The organism is Fusicatenibacter saccharivorans (assembly GCF_027667425.1).
Classification (GTDB): Bacteria; Bacillota; Clostridia; order Lachnospirales; family Lachnospiraceae; genus Fusicatenibacter; species Fusicatenibacter saccharivorans.
This window is the reverse complement of record NZ_JAQEGR010000007.1, coordinates 37,627-60,792: the sequence shown is the minus strand read 5'-3', so window position 1 is coordinate 60,792 and position 23,166 is coordinate 37,627. Positions and strand designations below refer to the sequence as shown.

Genomic DNA, 23,166 nt, shown 5'->3' with positions numbered 1-23,166 from the left:
AAGCAAAATAAAAGCATTAAACTTTTCCTATTTAAATAGTTTAATTAATATTTAATTTAAAATATTAATCCCAAAGCCAATCGTTCATATTTCCTTGATAATTTCCATTGGAATCATATGAATTTCCTGTATTTGGATCGTAATAATCATTATATTCATTGCCTTTTTCATCAGTCCATCCACCATACCATTCATTATGAATATCACTTGAGCTTCCGCCAGATGAGCTTGACCCACCACTGTAATCATTTCCAGAACTAGAAGATCCAGAATCACTATAGCTAGAACCACCTGAATAATCAGAGCTTGAACTTCCACTACTATAACTATAATCATTACTATCATCATAACTATAGCTAGAACCACCTGAAGATGATCCAGAACTCTGTTCAGCAGCTTTTCTTTCTGCTTCTTCCTGTGCAGCTTTAGCAGCAGCCTCTTCCTCAGCCTTTTTCCTTGCTGCTTCTTCTTCAGCCTTCTTTTTAGCCTCTTCTTCAGCTTTCTTACGAGCTTCTTCCTCGGCTTTTTCAATAGCAGTTACTCTATCATTGTATTTTGTTACATAATCATCAATCGTACTGTTATATTTGTCAAAGCTGTCCTGCTCAACGGTATTATAATTTTCGAAGTCATTTTTCAAGGTATCTTTGAATGTCGTAAATTCGCTGGTAGCGTTTTTGAGTGCTTCCTTATCATCCACTTTTTCAACATCATCACCAATTTTATCCGCAATTATTTTGATCGTGTCGTCATATTCGGATACAAAGGAATTCTTCATCTGCGCAATGATTTTTTCATAGTGTACAGAGCATTCCTTATAAGCGCCTTCTGTCTTTTTATATTTTTCCGCACTCTCCATCTCTTGTTTCAATGCTTCCAGTTTTTTATCTCTGTCTTCTCCTTTTTCAAATCTCTGATATTCCTCATCAATCTCACTGTTTTTTGTTTCAATCGCCTGTAAACGAAGCTCCTCCTGATGGCGGTCATACGCTTTCTTTGCAAAAACTCCGATGACACAAATGCAGACAATCGCAATACCAATTACAGCAAGCATGATGGCTTTCTTTTTGTTTTTGTTCTTTGTTTCCATCTCGAAACACTCCTCCCTTTTTCTTTTTGTTTCCCGAAAAATCCATGTTTTCTATGTTCTTTTCCATATTTTTATTGATTCTTCGTTACTCATTTTTCATCACATTCATTATATCGCAGCTCGTTTCTCTTTACTATTTCTTTTTATGTAATTTCCAAAAAATCCCCACTCTTTGATCTCACAAGATTTTAAAATAGTACTTTCCTTCCATCTTATCTTACGTGATGTTGAAATACCCCGGAACACAGTTCATCTCTTCCTTCCCTCCGGGGTACCTCTTAATCTAATTCAGCCACTTTAAAGCTCTTCAAAATGCGAATCACCTGTTCTTCTTCTTTTTCTGTAAATGTACCGTCTGGTGCTTCTGCGATAAATGCAACTGGTGTCGGATAGTCAAAAGAAAATTCGTCTACGTCCCCAGCCTGACCTGCAAATTCAATCTCGCCAAGACGGGATGTCGGTATCACTGCGAACAACGTGCTGTCTACAGGAACATAATCATCATCAATACCAGCCATCATCTCGCCTGTGATATGTACTCGTGCTACCATAAATTCGCCAAGATCTGAACAGTCACGATCGGTTCCCCATGGATATCCAGGCACAAAATTAGAAGTGTCTGCCTGTGAAACCTGTGCCTTCAGCATATCACGCGAATAGCCGCCAAGCGCGCCTTGGCAGTACCAAAACGAAACGGTAACACCTCTATCGTTTGTCAGAACAACGTTTTCTCTGACCGCATCCATGGAACCGCCAACTTCCTCCGTCTGAATTTCCCAGCCTTTTGGGATTTCAAACTGGAATGCCGTGCTGTCACACTGATTTACTTCTCCATACCGTGTAACATAGATATCTCCCTGCTCCCCAGTTTCCGTCCATTCCATATCCTTCTGCCAGTCTGCACTTGACTCCCAGTGTTTTGACCAGATTGGATCAAAGGTCCGGTCAAAAAGATCTGTTTCCTGCATTTTTTTATCAATGACCGGGATATCAACCACTGCTTTTCCTTTGATTCTCGGGCTGATGGAAAGCTCCAGTGAGCCCGCATATCCACCCAGGTCGTCCTTCATGGATACCTTTGCCTGGCCTTCTGCTTTTCCAACTGCTCCGCCGGAAAGATTCAGGCCAGCGCTGTCATATAATTTTGCGCTCAGCCGGATGGCAATGTATGCTTCCAGCCTACCGTTCACCTCAACCGTACTCCACTCAAGTCCGTCTGAATTCAGATTTCCTTCTTTGACTTCTTCTACTTTGCCTGTTCTGCTGTCATACTGGAATCCCAGGGTGCTGTCGGCTGTTGCACCGTAAGAGCTGTGAATGCCGCCCTCCAGACTTCCCGCTGCCCCGACAACGGCTTCCAGATGATTTGTAATAACAATCGGTACAATACCGGCGTTGAACTCGATATTCGGCAGTTTTCGTTCGTAAACGGTTTTTTCCTTTTCAAATTCTTTCTCGCTGTTTGCGCCGCATTCCAGGGCAATACCGGCTTTGCTCCTTACTGCAATTCCACACTGGACTTCACCGTCTTCGATATCAATCTGAAGTTCCAGCCAGCATCCCCATCCTGCCTCTCCGGAAAACTGAACGGGTTCTTCTTCAACATTGATTGAGACACTGTAATCGTAATCACTGTTTTCTTCCTCTGTCTCTTCTTCCGCTTCATCTTCGGACAGTCTTTTAATGGTATAAGCGCTGTTATTTCCTGTTTCACTTGCACCATCCTCCGTCAGCCGGAACTGTTTGATAATATGTGCCTTTTCGAATACATCCAGCAGGGTCGCCGGCTCTGTTTCTACCCGGTAACCCTGATTCGTTTTTTCTTTCTGCACTACTTTTCGAATAAATCCAGAAGGCGCTGCACTGATTTCTCCCGCAACAAGAACATCTCCGGTCTGGTAACCAGGATCTTTTTCAAAGGTGAGACTGTTGTCAGAAACTTCCGTTGGCTGATCTTCTGATTTCATCTCATTGGTAATCACCTTTACATTGTCTTTTACAATGATGTCAGGATCATCCGTACTGTTTTCTGCTGTGTTCTCATCCGATGTGCTGTTTTCCGATACACTTGTATTCTGTTCTTCCGGATTCTGTTCCGGCTTTGTACTCTTCTGTGTATTTTGAGCAGCAAAAATTCCAAACAGAATCAATGCCAGAATGATTGTGCCTGCCAATACTGCGCGGATCCATTTTTTCATCTGTACCTGCTCCTTATTCTGCCTGTCAAAGCGAATATTCGCAATCCGCTTCGCTACTTGCTTGATTCGTTTAAAATGTGGTGCACCAGATTTACTGATTCACCACATTTTAAGCTTCTTTGTATTACGGAGTTACCGTTTCATCTTCTGCCACGTTTTCATCATCTGGCTCTGATTCTGATTTGGATACTGCTTCACCAGGTTTTTCTGCTTCCGACTCTGAAATCACGCTCTCTGATGTTGTTTCCGGTAATGGAGTTTCCTCAACAACCACTTTCTGCTCTGGCTGTTTTTTGTTTCGTACCTTTCCAGCGTACATTTCAATCTCTTCTGTGTCATCCACATCATCCATTTCCTGATCAATTCCGCCGATGGTGTATGGGTCATTCTGATATTCAAGCGTGTTTACAGATTTAATGGTTTTGGTCGCTCCATCGAAATCGAAAACATGCCATAAGGTTCCTGGCTGATTTGTCGGAATCGTGTATGTTACAATGTTTTTGCCTTCGAGGTAAACCTGAACTTTTGCTCCGGAAAGAGACATTTCATTGGCCACTTCACTGTAACTGTTGGTATAATCGTGTACGAAATAGCTGAACTTTTCGTCTGCTTTTACGTTACGTACTGTAATGGTTTCCGGACCATAACTACTTGTATCATCTACGTCTAAGTTTCCAACAGAATTTCCTTCGAAATCTGTCTGTCCGAACCAGATATGATACGGTTTGTCCGACGAGTAGCATGCAAGATGAGAATCCAGATCCCACGGCTCTTCGCCCCAGGTTAATACGATGCGGAATTCTCCTGCGGTTTCACCGTCCCCATCTCCCGGTACAAGAACAATATTTGCTGTTTCAATCTGGTCTCCCGCTACTGTGATATTTTTGTAATTCGTCACATAGCCTTCTTTGCTGATTTCAAGCGTATAATTTCCATTTTCCATTGAAAGAGTATAGTCTGCATTTTCAAATACTCCTTCTGTCACAGCATCACCCGTTTGATTGTTCCAGCCTTTGCGTACAATGTAGGCTGTTTCTGTAATACCATCTCCCGTGACTGCATCGGTTATCGTTCCCTCTACAGAGCCTGTATTAAAATCATCATGGCGCTCCACCATATAGATATCTTCTACATATCTGATTTCACTGTTCTGAACCAGAACTTCCGCAACCTTGTACGTCTGATAAGACGTTGCGGATACTGTAATTTCATAAGTTCCATCCTGCAGATTTTTGGTGCTGTACTTGCCAAACACATCGGTATAGAGAATTCTTTCTGTTTCTGTTCCTTCCTCTCTCCAGGCTCCAGCTCCTCCTGAAAAAACAGCAATTTCATTTTCTTCTGTTTCAAGGCTCCAGGCTCCATGGCTTCCGCCTCCACTGCCGCCTCCGGCTACGCTGTTTCCACCATTGCCGCTGCCTGCTCTGACTTTTCTGGAAATTCTGACTCTCGCGTTTTCTATCGGCAAACGTGTTTTGCCCGAGTAAACATATCCTGTGATACCGCCGCTGGCGTACGTACATTTTTCAACGCGGACTCCATTTTCCTTATGCATTTTTATTCTCAAGTTGTTGTTTTCATCATTTTGAAGCGGTTTGAATTCCAGATCAAAATCGAAATATTTCTTCAATACATCTCCAAGCAGGGAATCTGTATCGAGTCCATTTGTTGAGTATGGATATACCTTGATATCCTCGCATGCGAGACTTCCATTTTCTAAATCATGGTATGCAAATTCTGCCTCAACGCCTAAGCCTAAATCTGCATAATAGCCTGCTAAATCAAAAACACTGTACAAAGTCAACAGACCTTTTATGCCAATACCGCCTTCCATATTTCCCTTTACCTCAAGGGTATCAACACCATGATGAAAATCGAAAATGCCTCTCCATGTTCCATCTTTATATTCAAATCCCTGTGTTGATTCAACGCTATATGAAATATGTAAGGATCCATCTGCTTTGTATGAACAGAAAAGTACAACATCAAAGGTAAAACCGGTAGCCCCTATTGTAATTGGAAAACGCATTAATTCTACCTGACCACTGTCAGCAAATTCTTTTTCCGCCGTAATATCTTCATTTGCATTTTCCGTGACAGCAAGTTTAAGTTCATTTACCGAAACACCATTTACTCCAACGTCAACATTTACAACACACAGAATTTCAGGAATTTCAAAATCAATTTTTCCTTTTCCTTCATCATTCGAACCAATATTAAATTCAAAATTCTTTTCGTAGCCAACATCAATAACACCACCTGCTCCTATATTAGCCTGTGTTGCAATTCCGTATTCATCCGTGTCAGCAGCTCCTCCGATAAGTGCTGTACCGCCTCCGACAAAATCAATTTTGCTGACCACTTCCCATAATTCTGGCTTTATGCATGTCAGAATCAGTTTCTCGCCATCCTCTGTTACCGTAGTTGCTTTGAGCGCGATACCTGAAATATAAACTTCATTCGCAGGAAGGATCATAACACTTCCTTCTCCGATTTTTTCTGTCTCGGTTGTTTTCGGAAGTGTAACTGTATAGGTTCCATCCGCATTCTCTACAACTGTATAATCTGTGATATTTTCCAGTTCTTTTTTCAATACACCATCTACGTACTGTGTATTATCATGCGGCTCTTCACCAATTGTTGTGTCTTCCTGTCTGATTTCATCAATTTCATAGAAAATCGATTTAACATCTTTCTTGGAAAGCAACGCATGCGGCTGGAACTGGTTTTCTGTATTTAATTCCAAAAATCCTTTCCCTACTGCAATTGCTGCTTCATTTTGATATGTAATACTATCCCAGTCCGTCCAACTGTTCGTATCATACGAATGTATTCCATTGAATCCCATTGCATGTACTGCCGTATAAGCCGCAAATTCGCGTGTTGCCGGTTCATCTGGATAGAAAAACGGGATATCCTGCTCCAGATCTTCGATATCCGGTGGCGGCAGGATTCCATATTTCTCTGCGATTTCGATTGCTGCTTCATACGCATTTCCTGCCGTATCCGCATAATAATGGTTTAAGGAATCCGGATCTGTATCCAGGTTCATTTCAACCTTTTCAGCGAGCATCTGCACCCACTCACCGCGTGTATATGTTTTGGTATCGTCCGATGGATCATCTGACTTCACGTAGGTATATTCAACTTTTGCTTTCAGCTCCGCGGTAGTCTGATCCACAAGAATATTCTTGGAAAGCTCCATGACCTTTCCTATGTTTACACTTTGTGCTTCTGCTCTTGCCCGTTCCGGAAATACGCCTGCAACAGTACTTCCCGTCATAATCAGGCACAGAAACCACGCCAACATTTTATTTCTTCTGTTTTTTTTCTTCAGTGCAACAACAATGGCTGCTCCTGCCAGCACCAGCAGTACAACCCAAACAATAATTTTGGTGTTGTCACCCATTTTCGGTGCAGATTTCAGTTTCTCAGCCTTTAAGGACTGGCCATTTTGCTTTGCGTTTCCAGTTCCCTGATCTTTTGTTAATGTCGTTCCGGAATCCTTGCTGCCCGTTGTCGTACCAGGATTCTTCGTGTCATTTGCTACGTTTCCATTTCCTGGCTTTTCATTATCTGTCGGATTCTTTTTGTCATCTCCAGAAGGATTTTCCTTATTTTCATCATCCTTCTTGTCATCTGATGCTTTTACCGTACAAACCGTTGTCAACGTAACGGTTTCTCCAGCCTGCAGAGATTCCATCTTTTTTGTTGTCTCCGCATTTTCGGCCAGCACAAAATTTTCCGGCAAAATATTTTCCAGTGACAGATTCGTTACTGCTGTATCATTTGTATTGGTTACAGTTAAAGTAACTTTGATTTCTTCACCCTGCTGGTAAGTTTCTTTGTCTGTTGTCAAGGCTGCTTCGATTCCATCCTGAAGCAGCGATGCTGCAAGAGCAGGCTGTGTCATCATTCCGGTGCATAAAAGCAGTGCCAGAAAGACAACTTGTAATTTCTTCCACACTTTCATACGTCTTCTCCCTCGTAAATGTAAAATTTCGATCCTTTTTCTCTGAATATCTGCCGCTTATGCTGTCTTCAGGATCCCTGGTGCCTTCCGTCAATGGAAAGGCGGCTTTTCTTGCTCTACATCTCAATCATTAGCCGAGCAGAGCAACGAACATTTCATTTTCCTCCTTCTTCTATTGTATTTCTTTTAGTGTAATACATCCTCCCTTTATTTGCAATATATTTTGTCATGCATTTTGCAATGCATATTTCATTATCATTATGCAATACAATAAAACAGACTGGGCTTCCAGTACTCTTTAAAATCAGAATACAGCCAGAAAAAAGCGCACTGAAATAAGCTGTCCCCAAAACAGCTTTTTCTTCATTTTTCGATTTCGCAGATTCGAAAAATTTATTTTTTGTCGAACTTTTTTTGAAACACCTTTGTTATGTTTTATGCTGCCCGTAGTTTCCACATAAGATCCGGAAGCATGCTCCGTTCTTATATTCTCCGGCAGCAGAATGGAGTTTGATATGGCATTTCAGTTAAAAGGCAACCGCAAGGAAACGGAAAACAAAACCATCCGTTTCCCCATTCACCTGATCGATCAGATCGAACAGGCAATTTCCGATTCTGACCAGGACATTACCTTTTCCAGTTTTGTGATTCAGGCGTGTGAGTATGCGCTGGATCACATGGACGCCCCGTCAGAAGAACACAATTAACTTTTCTTTTTTCAAAGCAGATTTTTATGGTTCGACGTGCATTTTCTGGCTGTTCTCTGCTTCTATTTTATCTTACCATGCTTCTTATTTTTTTCAGGACAAGATCCTGTCCTAACTCAACTCCACAACCTCATCATACAGACACACAAACACCTCTTCCACTTCCGCATCTTCATGAAAGTGTCCGAAATACCATTTCTGAAATTCTGTCTCATCCGCCACGCGCTGCAGGTACTGGCGAAGTTCCACCTCATCGTCAGACAGCTCTCCATACCCCATTGCCGCGGTCACATCTCTTGGGGCTGTGTGGGTCAGTATGTAGTCCACCTGAAAATCTTCTTTTTCCATATTTTTCCATCCTTCTTCGTACTCTTCCCGTGACGGAATTTCTTCCGGGAACCACGAAATTCCCTCCGCGCGGGACATTTTGTCGATGCTGTAAGCACCTCCGAAGGTAAAGAATTTCAGCCCGTCAATCGTAAAGATCTGGCCGCGCATCAGATGGATCATGTTGTCCTCAATGATATGCACCTTTCCGCCGTTCCACTGCTCCACGGCGTAGGAGTTCAGCTGTTCGAAGTTCTCATGATTTCCGTCGATAAACAGTGTCGTCACCGGCAGACTTCGGAAAACGGCTCTCGTATTCGCTTCGTATGCTGCAGAAAAGCCGCAGATGCCGACATCTCCGCAGATGATCAGATAGTCATCCCGGGTGTACTCGTCTTCGTGCTCGTTAAAATAGCGTACAACTTTTCCAATATCAAAGGTGCCATGGGTATCGCCTGTAATGACAATGCTCATTCTCAGCGTCTCCTCTCGTGTTCTCTGTTTCTGTTCTCTAAAGTATCGCAAAACATCATCCGCAAATTCTGTCCGCTTTCTCTGCCGCTGCTATCGCTTCTTGCAGAGACACAGACTACGCCGCACTATTCCCGAAAATAAAACACTTCTCCCCGTGCCCGGAACGGCAGCCGGTTTCCTCTCGGAAGCAGAAATGCATGCTCTCGTCTTACCTTCAGGTCATTCTCAATCTCCCCGTCCGTAATAATCAGAATCGGCCCGTCCTTTGGAAAATCGTTCGCCTGTTCCAGACAATCCACGCCCGGCTGCAGTATGGTTCCTCCTCGTCCCGTGACTTTTACCCGTCCGGCAATATCTTCCGGTGCCAGATATCCCGCATCCGTCGCTTTGGCATCACAGAAAATGATTCTCACGAACGGAACATCTTTCGCCGCGGCATAGCTGGCGATGGAGCCAAGTGCCATACCGATCTGTTTTGCACTCATGGAACCGGACGTGTCCACGACCACACCGAAGGTCCGGCTCTCCAGATCCTGCTCGTAATACGCATATCCTGGTCTTGGAATGTCCGGCGTGGCACCCTGCCGTCTGCTCGGCCGCGCATAGGTACGGTGTTTTTCCAGCGGTGGAAACTGTACGTCAAACCACTTCGTCAGCGCGGCATCCCAGGGAATGACCGGCATCGCAAGCGCCCTGATTTCCTGCACCAGCCCGGCCGGCAGGAAACCACGATTGTGCTCCTGATGGTAATCCAATCCCTCCCGCAGTGCATTTTTCAGCAGTTCATCCAGGCTGACCCCGTTTTCTCTTCCAGTAAAATGCGGTCTGTTTCCGTTAAACATATCACCTCTGCCAAAGCCCCGGAAGGTGTTTAGCTTTTTGTACTTTCGGATCTCTTTCACGATCAGATCATAGATACTTTCTGCCGATTTGTTGTGAAGTGTTTCATCATACAACAGCCCATCCGGCGGCATTCTGCCGATCTCCATTTCGTGCAGCCAGTCGTTGATGACGTAGTCGCAGGCGATGTTCCACAGAAAGAAGTCACGCCCATTGCACCGTTTCTGGTGCTGCAGTCCGGCATGGAGATATTCATGCGCGAGAACAAAAATCCACTCTTCCTCCGAAAATCCGCACGACGGATTGGCATAAATGATTCCCTGCTCTGCGTCAACCGCTGCAATATGGATTTCATACCGATGGCACATTTCAATGTCCTCCACAATTTTAAATGTAGCTGCAAGACCTCCAAGCAGCGGATAATGGGACAGGAACCATTCTGCTGCTCTGGAAATGACGGTATTCTTTTTCGTTTTAAGATCGTATCCTCCCGCATCGCAGAGTGCAGATTTGATGGAATGAGTGACTGCATAGGAAAATTTTTCAGCATATGCATTTCTTTCTCCCTTTTTATAAACGATCGGCCGTTCTACCCCGATCATATCCTTTAATTTTTCAGAGTTTGTCCCGCAGATCTGCGCACCATTATCCTGGTGCTTCAACAGATATTCATAAATTTTCTGCTCGCTGTTCAGTTTGATCGGATATGCTTCCGCCGGATCTGCGCAGATCGGCTCGCCGAGGCGGATGTCATAAAGGAATCTGGTGATGTAGATATCACAGGCTTTGTTCCAGAGTGCCGGGACAAATTCGCAGTCGGAAGGGATGCTCGCTTTGTCAAAGTGGCCGAACGCCAGGTGCAGAAGGTTGTGTGCCATCACATAGCACCATTGTTCCGGCGACAGGTTCGCCCGCATGTTGACGTAGATATCTCCATCTTTCGTAACACAGGCCAGACTTCCTTTTGCATTCAGATGGGAGGGCTTTGCAGTGATGTACCCATCCAGTTGATGGAACAGTGTATTTTTTTCCAGCAAACCAAAGCCGGCCTCCACTCTGCGGTACCCGGCCGGCTTTTCTTCTTCGCGGTAATACCTGCTTCGAACGTATGGCATCCTTTTCTCCTTCCTTTTTCATCCGACGAGCCGCGGCAGATCACGGATGATTTCCATCATAAACCAGTCCGGCAGTGCCTCCGCCCCATCAGCTGCGACGATCATCTGGGCGATTTCGAAATTGATGACTGCGAGTTCTTTGATCATGCCCTTGGCGCGGTACGCAAAGGAAAGCATGCCGCCGGAAATTCCCTGCTTGCTTTTCGGCAGTTCTGCAAGCAGTCTGGCGCGGAAGGACTGTGCGAGAAAATACAGCACATCCCGATTTTCCGGCTTGTCCGGCCATTTTGCTTTCTGCGCGATAATGTCATCCAAGAGATGTGTGTTGCGCAGTGTTTTTGTGTAAGCAAGAAACATCCCCGCATGCTGTTCCAAGAGGCAGGCGTACGCCATCATTTTTAATGTTTCCTGCGAAATATCCTGCTCCCCGGCCCGGTATTCCTTCAACGCATCGCTCAGCATGTGCCAGGAACGCGGGGTGGAAAACGGTTCTTCGGTTTTCGGCGGTTCGGAAAAGAGGTGATCCGGCCGCTGGATGATATAGTCAATGACCCACGGATGGAGTCCTTCTGCCTGCGCCCACTTGATCCACTGTCCCACATCCGCTTTCAGCTGCACATGGAACATACGGTTTAAAAGGGCGGACGACATCGTTTTTACGATCGCGCTGTCCTCGGCACGGTTTCCTGCTCCGATCACAATGCTTCCCTCCGGAAGATGGTATTCTCCGATCCGCCGCTCATGGATCAGGGAATAGAAGGCTTTCTGCACTTCCTGCGTACAGGCGTTGAGTTCGTCCAGGAACAGGACATATGGCTCTTTTCTGGCGATCATTTTCGGCGGAAGGAATTCCGATGTCTCGCCCCGGATCTGCGGAATGCCAATGATATCCTCCGGCGCGAGCTGGCTTCCGAGGAGCGACACGCACGGCAGGCCGACTTCGTCTGCGAATTTTTCCACTAACGCGGATTTTCCGATGCCGGGTGCACCCCAGATAAAGACCGGCCGTACCGGCGCAACCTGAAGCAAAACTTCTAATAATTCATCCTGTGTCACACTGATTGGTAAATGCATCTGATGTACTCCCTTCTGTTTCGATCCTGTATCTTTTCAAAGCGGATATCCGCAATCCACTTTACCACTTGCTTAATTTGACTAAATCACTTTTTCTGCCCTGCCGTGATCTTACTGTACTGCATTACAACGTGTCTCACCATATTTCTCTGTATTTTTCAGTTTCACTGTCATATTCCAGCACCGGAATTTTTCCGCTCCGCCAGGTGGTTCCATCGAGATAATAGTGGCTCTGACCGTCGTGCCAGATACCGTCATATGTCCTGTTTCCGCTGATTTTTGCCGTGGAAATGTGGCCTGCAATCACATCCTTATGGAATGCTCCGCGGCTTACCGTTCTTTTCCCCACCATCAGCTCCCTGCTGGTCACGCACAGCCAGTCTTTACCGCCCCATTCGGCAATTCCGGCGTGCACCAGAATCTGGCGCTCTGTTTCATAAAAATAAGGAAGATGGCACATCCAGGTAATCAGTTCCCACGCATCTTCGAGCATCAGCCGTACTGCTTCTGCATTTCTGGAATCCTCTGAGAGGTGTGCTTCTTTTTCCAGAAACTCTTGAAAATGTTCTTCTTTCAGAAAGCTGTGCAGCGTTTCATAGTCTCCATCTGCATCCGATGCCAGCCATTCCCGGCTGCGATATTGTTCCACACTGCCGATATGCCGGTTGACATCCGCATATTCTTCCAGCCAGTCCAGCAGTGCTTTTTCATGGTTTCCCATCAGGGCAATGACTTTTTCCGAACTATATTTTTCCTGCAATGCCCTGACTTTTTCCAGCACCGCCCGGCCATCTGGCCCATAATCTATGTAATCGCCCAACAGAATCAGCTGGTTTTTCCCCGAAAGGTCTGTTTTTTTCAGAGCTGCCTCGAATGCCTCCAGAAATCCGTGAATATCTGACATCATATATCGCTTCATTGCTTTTCCTCTGTTTGTTTATACATAGAAAGTTTCCTTCGTTTCCAGGCAAAGGCATCCCAGTCTTCCATTCTCAAAACCGCAGCCGCAGTCACACAGATAAACGTTTTCTTTTTTATTCTTCCAGATGGATCCATTTCCCATGTTCTGATGGCCGCAGACGGAAATATATCCATGCACTCCCTCATGAAGAAAAACCTTGTACCACAAATCCCCCATCAGATAATAGTTGTCCAGTTTCCATTTTCCCGGTTCTGCCGTACAGGCATGGGCAAGCAGATACGGCTGACCGTCCACCTCGATTTCCACCTGTACCGGCCAGGAAAGGATGCGCTCTGCGAGCTGCTTTAAATCAACTTCCGTCAGGCGTTCCTGTAAAAGATGGAAGGAATTGTACGGATACGACTGCAGGAGGACGCGGTCTCTCTCATCCATCCCGTAATAGCGGAAAATGTAATTGGCAAGCCAATGATCGTGGTTGCCGCGGATCACAGTACATTTTTTCCCCAGCTTCAATACCTGAAAATACACGCCCGCCGGGTCTGGATGATCCATGCAGCGGTCAAACAAATCACCAAGCAGATACAGGTGATCCTCCTCTTTGAGATCAATTTTTTCCAGCAATTTCATGAACCGCCAGCTGTCGTTATGTATATCGGTAATAATATAGTGCATCCAAAATCTCCTTTTCTTTCGCAGCTTTCATGTCTGCTCCTGCAATCTTCAAAGCTTTCGTTATCCGCTCATTTTTTCCAAAACGGCTTTCCTGCTTGTGTTTTGGCATGTCCTGTTTCAAAAATCTTCCCGCTTGTTCTGCTGGTTCCGGATCCCGGTCTTCTGATGCTGGCATCATGGAACGTCTAAAATCTTTCACCCATTGTTGTCCGAACTGTAAAACTCTTCCCCCGTTTCCAGACAGATTGCTGCCAGCCGCCCTCCCGGGAAGCATGCGCCGCAGTCGATCGCAATGTGGTGATATTTTTTATAAATATACCCGGGATTGTCATTGTCAGGAATCGTCTGCGTCGGCGTATGCCCTGTTACCAGATTTGTATCCGCAAAGTATTCCTTCTGATAATCTGGTCTGGTCCATACAAGATCGTGCAGGGAATATTCCTCGATCCTCTTTTCCGGTGTGAATCCACCCAGCCCTCCATGCACCAGCAGATACTGTTTTTCTCCCACTGTAAGCTCCTCATACAGACTGAAATCCTCCAGAAAATTCAGTACTTCCTCCCGCATCTCGGGATCCAGCGCCCGAAATTCCCGGATCGTAGCATCACCGCCGTTATACTTCCAGAGAACAAGATTGTCCAGCAGTTCAGCATCCACTTCCTCAATGGCAAGATCTGTGATTTCCTGACAGAGAAACCGCAGACATTCCAGCGCCATCACCTCATGGTTCCCCACGATACAGAACGCATTCGGCATTTCCATCAGTTTCAATATCACCTTAATCGGATGCTCACCCCGGTCTAAAACATCACCCAGAACATAGAGCGTATCTGTATCTTTCAACTCGATTTCTTCCAGCAGCTCCATGAATCTCTCATACTCACCGTGAATATCAGAAATAACGTAAGTAGCCATAAACAGAATCCTCCCTTTTTCATCCATACGAATCTGCATACGTTCTCCATTACCAGCTTATCTTACCATACTTCCTGTTTTTTACCGGACAAACTCTTGTCCCTCCTTTTTTTGCATAATGTACACTCTAGAGCGTGTCTGAAAAAGGCTTTTCGCAAGCTGCGAGTCCCAGTTTGTGGAAATGATTTTTCAGACACGCTCTAATACATCTTCTATTGAACTTTCCTTCATGCGAAATCCCTTTTTCTTGATACTATACCACATCTATTTTTTTCTTCATTGAACTACAAGTTTAATCCTCTTTTTCTTGCTGTTTTCTCGCATTCTATCAGCATTACGCGCTGTTTATACAGCGCCTTTTATTTCTGTACAATTTATTCTCTATATGCAAAAAAGGAACGTTCTATCCAAATCGTTCCTTTTTGTTTGTAGATTATTTTATTTTTCAAATTTCTCAATCACGCACGTATGCGTTTTCGTTTTCTTATCACAAACGCGTATTTGCCGAGTGCACAGTAATGCCCGCGTCCCCCCTTCGTCATCCCACCGTCAGGCGCAAAAAACCTCCCGCCGCACAGAGCACAAGTCTCCTATTTACTTAACACCCCGTCGACAGCCACTTTCCATCCGGCATACTTCTTCTCCCGGATTTCATCGTCCATCTTCGGTTCATACACACTTCGGTTCATATTTCCCGCGAGTTTTTCCAGATCGTAGACCCCGGCTGAAATACCGGCCATATAAGCCGCTCCGATGCCGGAAAGCTCCTCCGCGTCCGGAATATTTACGCGTTTATTCGTAATATCACTCTGGAACTGCATCAGATATCCGTTTCGTGTCGGGCCGCCGTCTACACGGAGTTCCTCGATCCGCATGCCGGTATCCTGCTCCATCGCACGGACAAGGTCGGTGATCTGGTAGGCAATGCAGTCGAGAGCCGCTTTTATCACCTCAGCTTTTCCTGTGGTGCGGGTAATTCCGCTGATTGATGCCGTTGCTTTCTCATCCCAGTACGGCGCGCCAAGCCCGGTAAACGCCGGAACCAGATAGGTGCGGTCCGCCGGATTTGCCTCCCTTGCCAGTCCTTCCGTCTCTTTTGCCGAAGAAATCAGCTTCAGATCATCCTTCAGCCAGGTAATCACCGCTCCGGTGTAGTTCAGATTGCCTTCCAGCACATAGTCCACCTTGCCGCCTCTTCCCCACGCAAGAGATGTCACAACGCCGTGACTGCTTTTAATCGGCTTGTCTCCAATGTTCATCATCAGCGAAGAACCCGTTCCGTACGTCGCCTTGATCATGCCCGGTTTTAAACAGCCCTGTCCGAACAGAGCCGCATGAGAGTCGCCTAATACACCACAGATCGGAACCGGCTCGGAAAACAATCCTTCCATCGTCGTGGCTCCATACACCGCATCGGAATTGCACACCCTGGCCAGCGCACAGACCGGAATCCCGAACATCTCACAGATCTTCTTATCCCATGCCAGTGTTTTCAAATTAAACAACTGCGTTCTCGACGCATTTGAAAAATCTGTTTTAAATGCATGATCCCCCGTCAGCTTGTAAACCAGCCAGCTGTCAATCGTACCCAGGCAGAGTTTCCCGTCTGCAGCACGTTTCTGTCTTTCTTCTCCGCCGTTTCGAAGCAGCCACGCCATCTTTGCAGCAGGAAAATAAGCCGAAAGCTGCAGACCCGTCGCCTCGCGGATCTCCTCTGCGTGCCCCTGCTCCGCAATCTCCTGCGCAATGCCGCTTGCGCGGCCGCACTGCCATACAATTGCCTCTTCCAGCGGTTCCCCGGTCGCCTTGTCCCAGATCGCCGTCGTCTCACGCTGATTGCTGATGCCGATTCCGGCGATTTCTTCCGGTGCAACACCGGACTCTGCCACCAGCGTTTTTACCGTCTGTACTGTATTCCGGTAAATCTCATTCAGATCATGGGACACCCATCCCTTTTCATTGACAATCTGCCGGTGCGGCAGGTCGGTACGGCGGAGTAAATGTCCCTCCCCATCAAAGAGCAGCGCTTTCGTTCCCTGCGTGCTCTGGTCAATTCCGATGATATACCTTTTCTCCATTTTTCCAGCTCCGTTCCTAAAATTTTATAAATATCCAGATCCCCATCTCGAATAACGCTGAATACACCCTGTTTTTCAACACACCATGCGTCATTTTCTATTGTCGCAGCATTCACCCTGCCCCTATAGGCAAGATCTTTGGCGATTACCACACATTCCAACATCTTCCGCAGAACGATTTGTTCCTGATTATATAGAAAAAGTTCCTGCGTTCCCGGATTTTCTTCCGCCCGGGCACGCAGGAACATGGCATACGCAGACCTGCGGCAGTTTACAGTTCCCTGCGGGCTATCACATTCACCGCTGATTCCATTTCTGGTTAAGCCAGTAATTCTTTCGCTTTTTTTGCAATGCCCTCGGCATTCAGTCCATAATAGTCAAAGACTTCTTTAGAAGTTCCCGTGATCACCGGTGCATCCGGCAGAGACATGTTGACTACCTTACGCGGGCACTCTGCGCCGACCACCTGGCTTACCATCGAACCAAGGCCGCCAAATGGAGCGTGCTCTTCGATCGAAATGACAACTTTTGCCTTCTTTGCAGCCTCTACCAGGCCCTCTTTGTCCAGCGGTTTCACACAGTACATATCGAGCAGTCCTGCGCTGATTCCCTCTTCTTTCAGCATAGCAGCTGCATCGAGCGCCGGGCGGACCATCTCACCGCAGGCTACCAGTAAAACATCGGTGCCTTCCGAGAGAGCCGTTGCCTTATCCATCTCAAACGGGGTATTTTCTTCGCTGTAAATATCCGCAACGGCATTTCTTCCCACTCGGATATAAGCCGGTTTTTCATCGGTAAGGAGCGCCTCAACCAGTTTTGCTGTCTGGAAACGGTCGCTTGGCAGATACACACGCATATTCGGAATGGCTGCCATTGCTGCGATATCCTGTGCAGAATGATGGCTCATGCCAAGCGCACCGTAGCTCACACCGCCGCTGATACCGATCAGCTTTACATTGGTGTTGGAGTATGCACAGTCAATCTTCGCCTGCTCATAGCTTCTGGTGGAGAGGAAGCACGCCGGAGATGCCGCAAATGCTTTCTTGCCGCATTTTGCAAGACCGGCAGAAACGCTGACCAGATCCTGCTCCGCGATACCCATCTCCACAAACTGCTCCGGATACGCATTTGCAAACGGTGTCAGGGAAGCACTTCCTCTGGAATCGCTGCAGAGCACCACGATATCTTTATCCGTTTCGGCATGTTTCATTAAAACCTCGCAAATGGCCTGTCTGTTTGGAATCTTATTCATGACAGTGCCTCCTTTCTCTCATCCAGATCCTTCATGATCTGTTCTACTTCCTCCGGTGTCGGCACTTTATGATGCCACTCCGCCTTATTTTCCATCACGGAAGAACCACAGCCCTTCGTTGTGTTTGCAATAATAACCGTCGGTTTTCCCTTGCAGTGTTTCGCCAGCTCAAACGCATGAACGAGCGCGTCCATATCGTTGCCCGGTACGGAAAGAACATTCCATCCGAACGCTGCCCATCTCTCCTCCTGGCTGTCCTGTTTCATGACATCCTCGGTATTTCCGGAGATCTGCAGACGGTTGCGGTCTACGATCGCACAGAGGTTGTCCAGCTTGTAGTTTCCTGCGGACATTGCGCCCTCCCAGACAGAGCCTTCTGCCAGCTCGCCGTCACCCATAACGGTGTAGACACGGTAATCTTTTTTATCCATTTTTCCTGCCAGCGCCATTCCCACGCAGACCGGAAGTCCGTGGCCGAGAGAACCGGAATTCATCTCGATGCCCGGCAGTTTATTGTTCGGATGGCCGATGTACGGACTGCCGAATTTGGAGAATTTTTCGATGACCTCTTCCATCGGGAAGAATCCCTTTGCCGCAAGTACTGCATAATATGCCTCAACGGAATGACCTTTACTCATTACAAAACGGTCGCGGTCCGGGTCGTCCATGTTCTTAGGGCTGATGTTCATCTCTTTAAAATACAGCGCTACAAGCACATCAATGACACTCATGTCACCGCCGATGTGGCCGCCCTTGCCGGAAACTACCATTTCCACTACTTTCTTCCGAAGATCATACGCCAGACAACTCAATTCCTTGTATTCACTCATGATTTTCATTCTCCTCTTAAATATGCTTTGACATCTTCCTCGATCGGATCATATAAATCCGGGGCAATACCGATGTATTTGCATGCTTCATACAGAACCGGCACAACGTTCTCGTGGATACCGACACAGTGGTGGATGTACGGTCCTTCCACGATTTTTGCCTCCAGGCGTTTCAGGTTCTGTACCTCAACCCATACGTAGGTTCCCTTCGTGTAAGGTCCCTCGACACCTTTTGCATTTCCAAGCAGCAGAGAGTATTCTCCGTTGTCTCCGTCGAAACGTGCCAGTGTCATTTCACCTAATTTTGCCTGTGCCTCTACAGCGCCCGGATGGCTGAATGCCAGAGGATAACCGATCGTCGGTTTTTCCTGTGCAACAGAAATCGGCCACGGTCCGCAGTGCTGCAGCAGCTCGCCGTTCTCGTTGTCCGGGTGACGTACCGTCCAGTCAGCAAAGAAGCTTCTCTTGTCGTTTCTGCCGGCAGCCTCTACCATCAGAGCGGTGATGGCTCCGTGGATATCGGTCTCACAGACAACCGGAATTCCCTCTTCGTTCAGCAGTGAGTTTGCCGCACACGGCATGATGCCGATCTCACCCTGCAGCGCGTTCCAGCACTGGATCGCGATGGCATTGCAGGAATATTTTGCAGCCAGATTTTTCATCGCAACCTTCAGAGCTGCTACATTTTCCAGTTCTTCCGGTTTGATCTTTACACACATATTGGTATTGCAGTATGCAACGACTTTTTCTACCTCGCTGCCCTCTGCTTTTACTTTTTTCATCTCCGCAGTCAGTTCCGGAAGCGGAATCGGGGAAAGCTGGATGTTAAATTTTTCCAGCAGCTCGCCCTCGTTGCACATGGTGGACCAGAAATCGAACGGACGCGGTCCGATCTGAAGGATTCTGGTGTGGCGGAAGGTATCTACCACATTACATACAGCAAGGAAATCCTTGATGCCGCGCTCAAATTCCGGATCGGTCAGACGGCAGTTCGTCATATAGGTGAACGGAACACCAAAACGGCGCAGCACTTTTCCGGTTGCAAACAGGCCGCACTGGCTGTCGCGGAGACGCACACCGTTCTCATCCGGTCTCTCATCGCGCGGTCCCCAGAGAAGTACCGGAAGCCCCATTTCCTTTGCCAGTCTTGCACAGACATATTCCGTTCCGAAGTTTCCGTGCGGGAAGAAAATTCCCTTTACGTTTTCACGGCGGAATTTCTCCTGGATTTTCTCACGGTCCGCCTCATCGTAAAACAGACCCTCCTCATTGATGTCTGTGATATCGACAAATTCAACGCCGAGCTCTTTTAAACGCTCTCTCGTCAGGTTGGCGTATTTTACGGCATCCGGGGCACTGAAAATGCTTCTTCTCGTAGGTGCAAATCCGATCTTAATTGATTTCATATTCATTTCCTCCACTTAATTTTCTTTAAACTCTGCTAAATTATGCCTTGAATTTCCCTGTTCTTTATGGCTCTTATATTACTAAATTCTTTTGAACTTGTCAACATCTATTCAGCTTTATTAAATCTTTTTTAGTAATTTATACAAAAAAGAATGGCTGTTTTTATGCATTTCTTCATATTTCATTTTTTTACAGTTCAGAAGTTGACTTCTTTTTTAATTCATATTAAAATCAATGCATAAGTTTAATATTTTTCAGATAAATACTGAAATAAATTTCAACATCCCGCATGCACAAAACAAACGAAAGCACCATGCGGGCTGATTTTATCGAACAGGAGCTGAACTCTTATGAATATTTCTGCGAAAGAACTGGCAAAGCTGATCAACGTATCGCCTGCCACGGTTTCTATGGTTTTCAATAACAAACCCGGCATCAGCGATGCCACAAGAGAGCTGGTTTTAAAAACCGCAGCCGAGTATGGCTATGCGCCGAAAAAAACTGAAGCCTCCGGCGCTTCCTCCCGCATTATTCAGCTGGTCAATTATAAAAAGCACGGAAAGGTCGCTGCCGACACGCCGTTTTTCTCCCAGCTGACCGAAGGAATCTCCACCGAATGCACCCGCCAGGGCTGTGCGCTTCATATCTCCTATTTTTATGAGACCATGGATATTGACAGCCAGCTCGATGCACTCCGCGCTGTGGACTGTGAGGGCATTCTTCTTCTTGCAACCGAAATGGCTCCGTCCGATTTCCGCAAGTTCCGCGATTTTTCTGTTCCGATCGTTGTCGTGGACTGCTATTACGATGAGCTCGATTACGACTGCGTTCTGATCAACAACATTCAGGGGGCGTTCAACGCCACGAATTATCTGATTCAGTGCGGACACAAAAACGTGGGCTACTTTCACTCGAGCCTCGACATCAGCAACTTCTCCGAACGCGCCGACGGCTACTACAAAGCGCTCCGTGCAAACGGCATCAGCACCTCGCATCCATATGTTCACCTGGTTTCCCCGACCTCGGACGAAGGCTACCGCGACATGCTGCGCCTTCTCGAATCGAAAGCTCCGATCGCGGATGCCTACTTTGCCGATAATGACATCATCGCGGCGGCCGCCATGCGTGCACTGCGTGAAAACGGCTACCGCATCCCGGAGGATGTCTCCATCATCGGCTTTGATGACGTTCCGATGTGCGATATGATGGTTCCGCCGCTTTCCACCATGAAGGTCAGAAAACGCGAGCTTGGTGCCACTGCCGTCCAGCGCCTGCTTGACCGCGTGGCCGATCCGAAACGCGAATGTCTGAAAATGTGCATGGCAACCAAGCTGGTGAAGCGCCAGAGTGTTTCCAGACGTTAAAGCTTTTTGGATGAGGCTGTCGTCCAGCGCGTGTCTGAAAAATCATTTCCGCAAACCGGAACTCGCAGCTTGCGAAAAGCCATTTTCAGACACGCTCTGTACGGCAGCCTCACCTTTTTTATTTTGAAAGGAGTTTTTTTTATGCAATCTGCAAATGACCTGAAACAGCTTTTATTCAGTATCAATCACAAAAGCTATCCCGCCTATAAATCTACCCGCGGTGCCTATCAGTTTCCGCGCTACACACTCTCCATCGACCACGTGCAGGGCGATCCGTTCGCCGCTCCATCGCGCGTCAGCGTTCATATCAGCGGCAAAACCGCTGCGTTTCCGGCTTTTCTCTACGACACATATGAAAAGCGCGTCGCCCTCCAGGATTACTTGCTGCGCCAGTTTGCGCGCACTATCGCACCGTATTCCTTCCGCGCGAAGGGTTCCGGCAAAAGTGGTCTGCTGGGGATAAGCCGCTGCGGGCAGGAAATTCTGGAGCGTACTGCCTGTGTTCTGAATCCTTCCGACGGCAGTCTTGTCGTCAACACGGAAATCGGCTTTCCGGCTAACGGCCGCACCATCGCCTCGCAGGAGCTGATCCGCATTCTTTTCGACTTTCTGCCCGGCTGCGTGGAAAAATCGCTGTTCTACCGTGCTCTGGATCCGAAAGCATGCGCCAACGTCGCCTATCTCTGTGAGGACCAGCAGGCGATCCGTTCCGCATTAAAAGAAAAAGGGCTTACTGCCTTCATCGCCGACGGCTCCATTCTCCCGCGCGAGACCGGTGTTTCCGATCTGCCGATGAAGCACGCCGTTCCGTTTACCTCACCGGAATCCCTGCGCGTTACCCTCGATCTTCCAAACCGCGGACCTGTTTCCGGCATGGGAATTCCTCTCGGCGTCACACTGATCGTAGGCGGAGGCTTCCATGGAAAATCTACCCTGCTGCAGGCTCTTGAGCGCGGCGTATACAACCACATCGCCGGGGACGGCCGTGAATATGTCATCACCGATGCAAGCGCCGGAAAGCTCCGCTCCGAGGACTCCAGAAGCATCAGCAACGTCGATATCTCCCTCTTCATCCACAATCTTCCCGGAAAGAGTGATACGACTTCATTCTCGACCGCCGATGCCAGCGGAAGCACCTCGCAGGCTGCCAACGTGATCGAGGGCATCGAATCCGGCACGAGCCTCTTTCTGATCGATGAGGATACGTCCGCCACCAACTTTATGGTGCGCGATGAGCTGATGCAGCGCGTCGTTGCCGACAGCGAGGAACCGATCACACCGTTTATCAGCCGCGTGCGGGATCTGTATGAGAAGCTCGGCATCTCGTCGATTCTCGTTGCCGGAAGCTCCGGTTCTTACTTCCACGTGGCAGACACTGTCATTCAGATGAAAGAATACGTTCCTTATGACATTACGGATCGCGCGAAAACCACAGCCGCAGAATTTCCGCCGTTTACTGCCTCCGTGCGTCCCTTTTCCGTTCCAGCCTTCCATCGCTGCCCGCAGCCGGGTAAAGGCCTGACGGGAAGTGACCGCACGAAAGTCAAAGTGATGGGACAGGAATCCATCCTCATCAACAAATCTCTGACGGATCTGCGCGCCGTGGAACAGCTCACGGACAGTGAACAGCTGAACGGGCTGGCTGCGCTTCTTTTAGAAGCCGCCGGACACAAAATGGACAGTAAGAAAACACTGGTGCAGGTGGTGGATCTGCTGGAAAAACAGATGGATGAAAAAGGCCTTGCTTCTCTTCTCGCTCCTGGAAGACCCAGCGACCTGGCACGGCCGAGACGGCAGGAAATCTTTGCATGCCTGAACCGGTGCAGGGAACTGCGGTTCTGAGAAAATTTTTAGCAATTCAGAGCCATAAAAAATCTTCAGGCAAACCTTGTTCTTTTCAGAATCTATCGGTTTGGCTGAAGATCTTT

General features: G+C 47.3%; 17 protein-coding genes. 3 read left to right on the top strand and 14 right to left on the bottom strand.

Translation table 11 applies throughout. The annotated features are described in order from the left end of the window. Positions 1–64 precede the first annotated feature (64 nt). The 3 genes from PGS38_RS08040 to PGS38_RS08030 all read right to left on the bottom strand — a co-directional run bounded on the left by PGS38_RS08040 (position 65) and on the right by PGS38_RS08030 (position 7,261). Positions 65–1,090, bottom strand: a complete 1,026-nt coding sequence (locus PGS38_RS08040; RefSeq protein WP_118640465.1) for a hypothetical protein — start codon at positions 1,088–1,090, stop codon at positions 65–67. 278 nt (positions 1,091–1,368) lie between these two features. Continuing rightward, complete coding sequence (locus PGS38_RS08035; RefSeq protein ID WP_118640464.1) at positions 1,369–3,288, bottom strand: hypothetical protein; 1,920 nt, start codon at positions 3,286–3,288, stop codon at positions 1,369–1,371. 124 nt (positions 3,289–3,412) lie between these two features. Then, entirely contained in the window at positions 3,413–7,261 is a 3,849-nt protein-coding gene (locus PGS38_RS08030; RefSeq protein ID WP_118640463.1) for a PEGA domain-containing protein, read from the bottom strand. Between the two features lie 515 nt (positions 7,262–7,776). Here PGS38_RS08030 and PGS38_RS08025 point away from each other — a divergent pair. Continuing rightward, positions 7,777–7,968, top strand: coding sequence for a YlcI/YnfO family protein (locus PGS38_RS08025; RefSeq protein WP_055220177.1), 192 nt, complete (start codon positions 7,777–7,779; stop codon positions 7,966–7,968). Positions 7,969–8,079: 111 nt separating this feature from the next. Here the strand turns inward: PGS38_RS08025 and PGS38_RS08020 are convergent, their stop codons facing one another. The 11 genes from PGS38_RS08020 to PGS38_RS07975 form a co-directional block, all read right to left on the bottom strand. Further along, entirely contained in the window at positions 8,080–8,769 is a 690-nt protein-coding gene (locus PGS38_RS08020) for a metallophosphoesterase family protein (RefSeq protein WP_118640462.1), read from the bottom strand. A 125-nt stretch (positions 8,770–8,894) separates the two neighbouring features. Continuing rightward, positions 8,895–10,724, bottom strand: a complete 1,830-nt coding sequence (locus tag PGS38_RS08015; RefSeq protein WP_118640461.1) for a vWA domain-containing protein — start codon at positions 10,722–10,724, stop codon at positions 8,895–8,897. Between the two features lie 18 nt (positions 10,725–10,742). Further along, complete coding sequence (locus PGS38_RS08010; protein ID WP_118640460.1) at positions 10,743–11,798, bottom strand: AAA family ATPase; 1,056 nt, start codon at positions 11,796–11,798, stop codon at positions 10,743–10,745. Positions 11,799–11,934: 136 nt separating this feature from the next. Continuing rightward, on the bottom strand, positions 11,935–12,717 hold the full coding sequence (locus PGS38_RS08005; protein WP_118640459.1) for a metallophosphoesterase: 783 nt from the start codon (positions 12,715–12,717) through the stop codon (positions 11,935–11,937). Positions 12,718–12,735: 18 nt separating this feature from the next. Then, a complete protein-coding gene (locus PGS38_RS08000; RefSeq protein ID WP_118640458.1) occupies positions 12,736–13,392 on the bottom strand; it encodes a metallophosphoesterase in 657 nt (218 codons plus the stop codon). Positions 13,393–13,587: 195 nt separating this feature from the next. After that, positions 13,588–14,307 (bottom strand): metallophosphoesterase, encoded by a 720-nt coding sequence (locus tag PGS38_RS07995; RefSeq protein WP_119188639.1) that lies wholly within the window; start codon positions 14,305–14,307, stop codon positions 13,588–13,590. An 81-nt stretch (positions 14,308–14,388) separates the two neighbouring features. Continuing rightward, positions 14,389–14,490, bottom strand: coding sequence for a DUF6783 domain-containing protein (locus PGS38_RS17795; protein WP_368249762.1), 102 nt, complete (start codon positions 14,488–14,490; stop codon positions 14,389–14,391). Between the two features lie 407 nt (positions 14,491–14,897). Then, positions 14,898–16,385 carry an FGGY-family carbohydrate kinase gene (locus PGS38_RS07990; protein ID WP_119188621.1) on the bottom strand — a complete coding sequence of 496 codons (1,488 nt, stop codon included), beginning with the start codon at positions 16,383–16,385 and terminating at the stop codon, positions 14,898–14,900. Between the two features lie 319 nt (positions 16,386–16,704). After that, the gene (locus PGS38_RS07985; protein ID WP_119188622.1) at positions 16,705–17,637 is read right to left on the bottom strand and encodes a transketolase family protein; all 933 of its coding nucleotides are present in this window, start codon (positions 17,635–17,637) and stop codon (positions 16,705–16,707) included. Continuing rightward, positions 17,634–18,467: a transketolase gene (locus PGS38_RS07980; RefSeq protein WP_117509781.1), complete on the bottom strand. Its 834-nt coding sequence runs from the start codon at positions 18,465–18,467 to the stop codon at positions 17,634–17,636. The genes PGS38_RS07985 and PGS38_RS07980 overlap by 4 nt, the downstream gene beginning before the upstream one ends. A 5-nt stretch (positions 18,468–18,472) precedes the next feature. Continuing rightward, positions 18,473–19,873: an L-fucose/L-arabinose isomerase family protein gene (locus PGS38_RS07975; RefSeq protein ID WP_117814507.1), complete on the bottom strand. Its 1,401-nt coding sequence runs from the start codon at positions 19,871–19,873 to the stop codon at positions 18,473–18,475. Positions 19,874–20,224: 351 nt separating this feature from the next. On the opposite strand from PGS38_RS07975, the gene PGS38_RS07970 reads away from it, so the two are divergent. Together PGS38_RS07970 and PGS38_RS07965 are read left to right on the top strand one after the other, a co-directional pair. Continuing rightward, positions 20,225–21,238 carry a LacI family DNA-binding transcriptional regulator gene (locus PGS38_RS07970; protein WP_117509779.1) on the top strand — a complete coding sequence of 338 codons (1,014 nt, stop codon included), beginning with the start codon at positions 20,225–20,227 and terminating at the stop codon, positions 21,236–21,238. A 141-nt stretch (positions 21,239–21,379) separates the two neighbouring features. Continuing rightward, on the top strand, positions 21,380–23,080 hold the full coding sequence (locus tag PGS38_RS07965; protein ID WP_119188623.1) for an ABC-ATPase domain-containing protein: 1,701 nt from the start codon (positions 21,380–21,382) through the stop codon (positions 23,078–23,080). Positions 23,081–23,166: the final 86 nt, after the last annotated feature.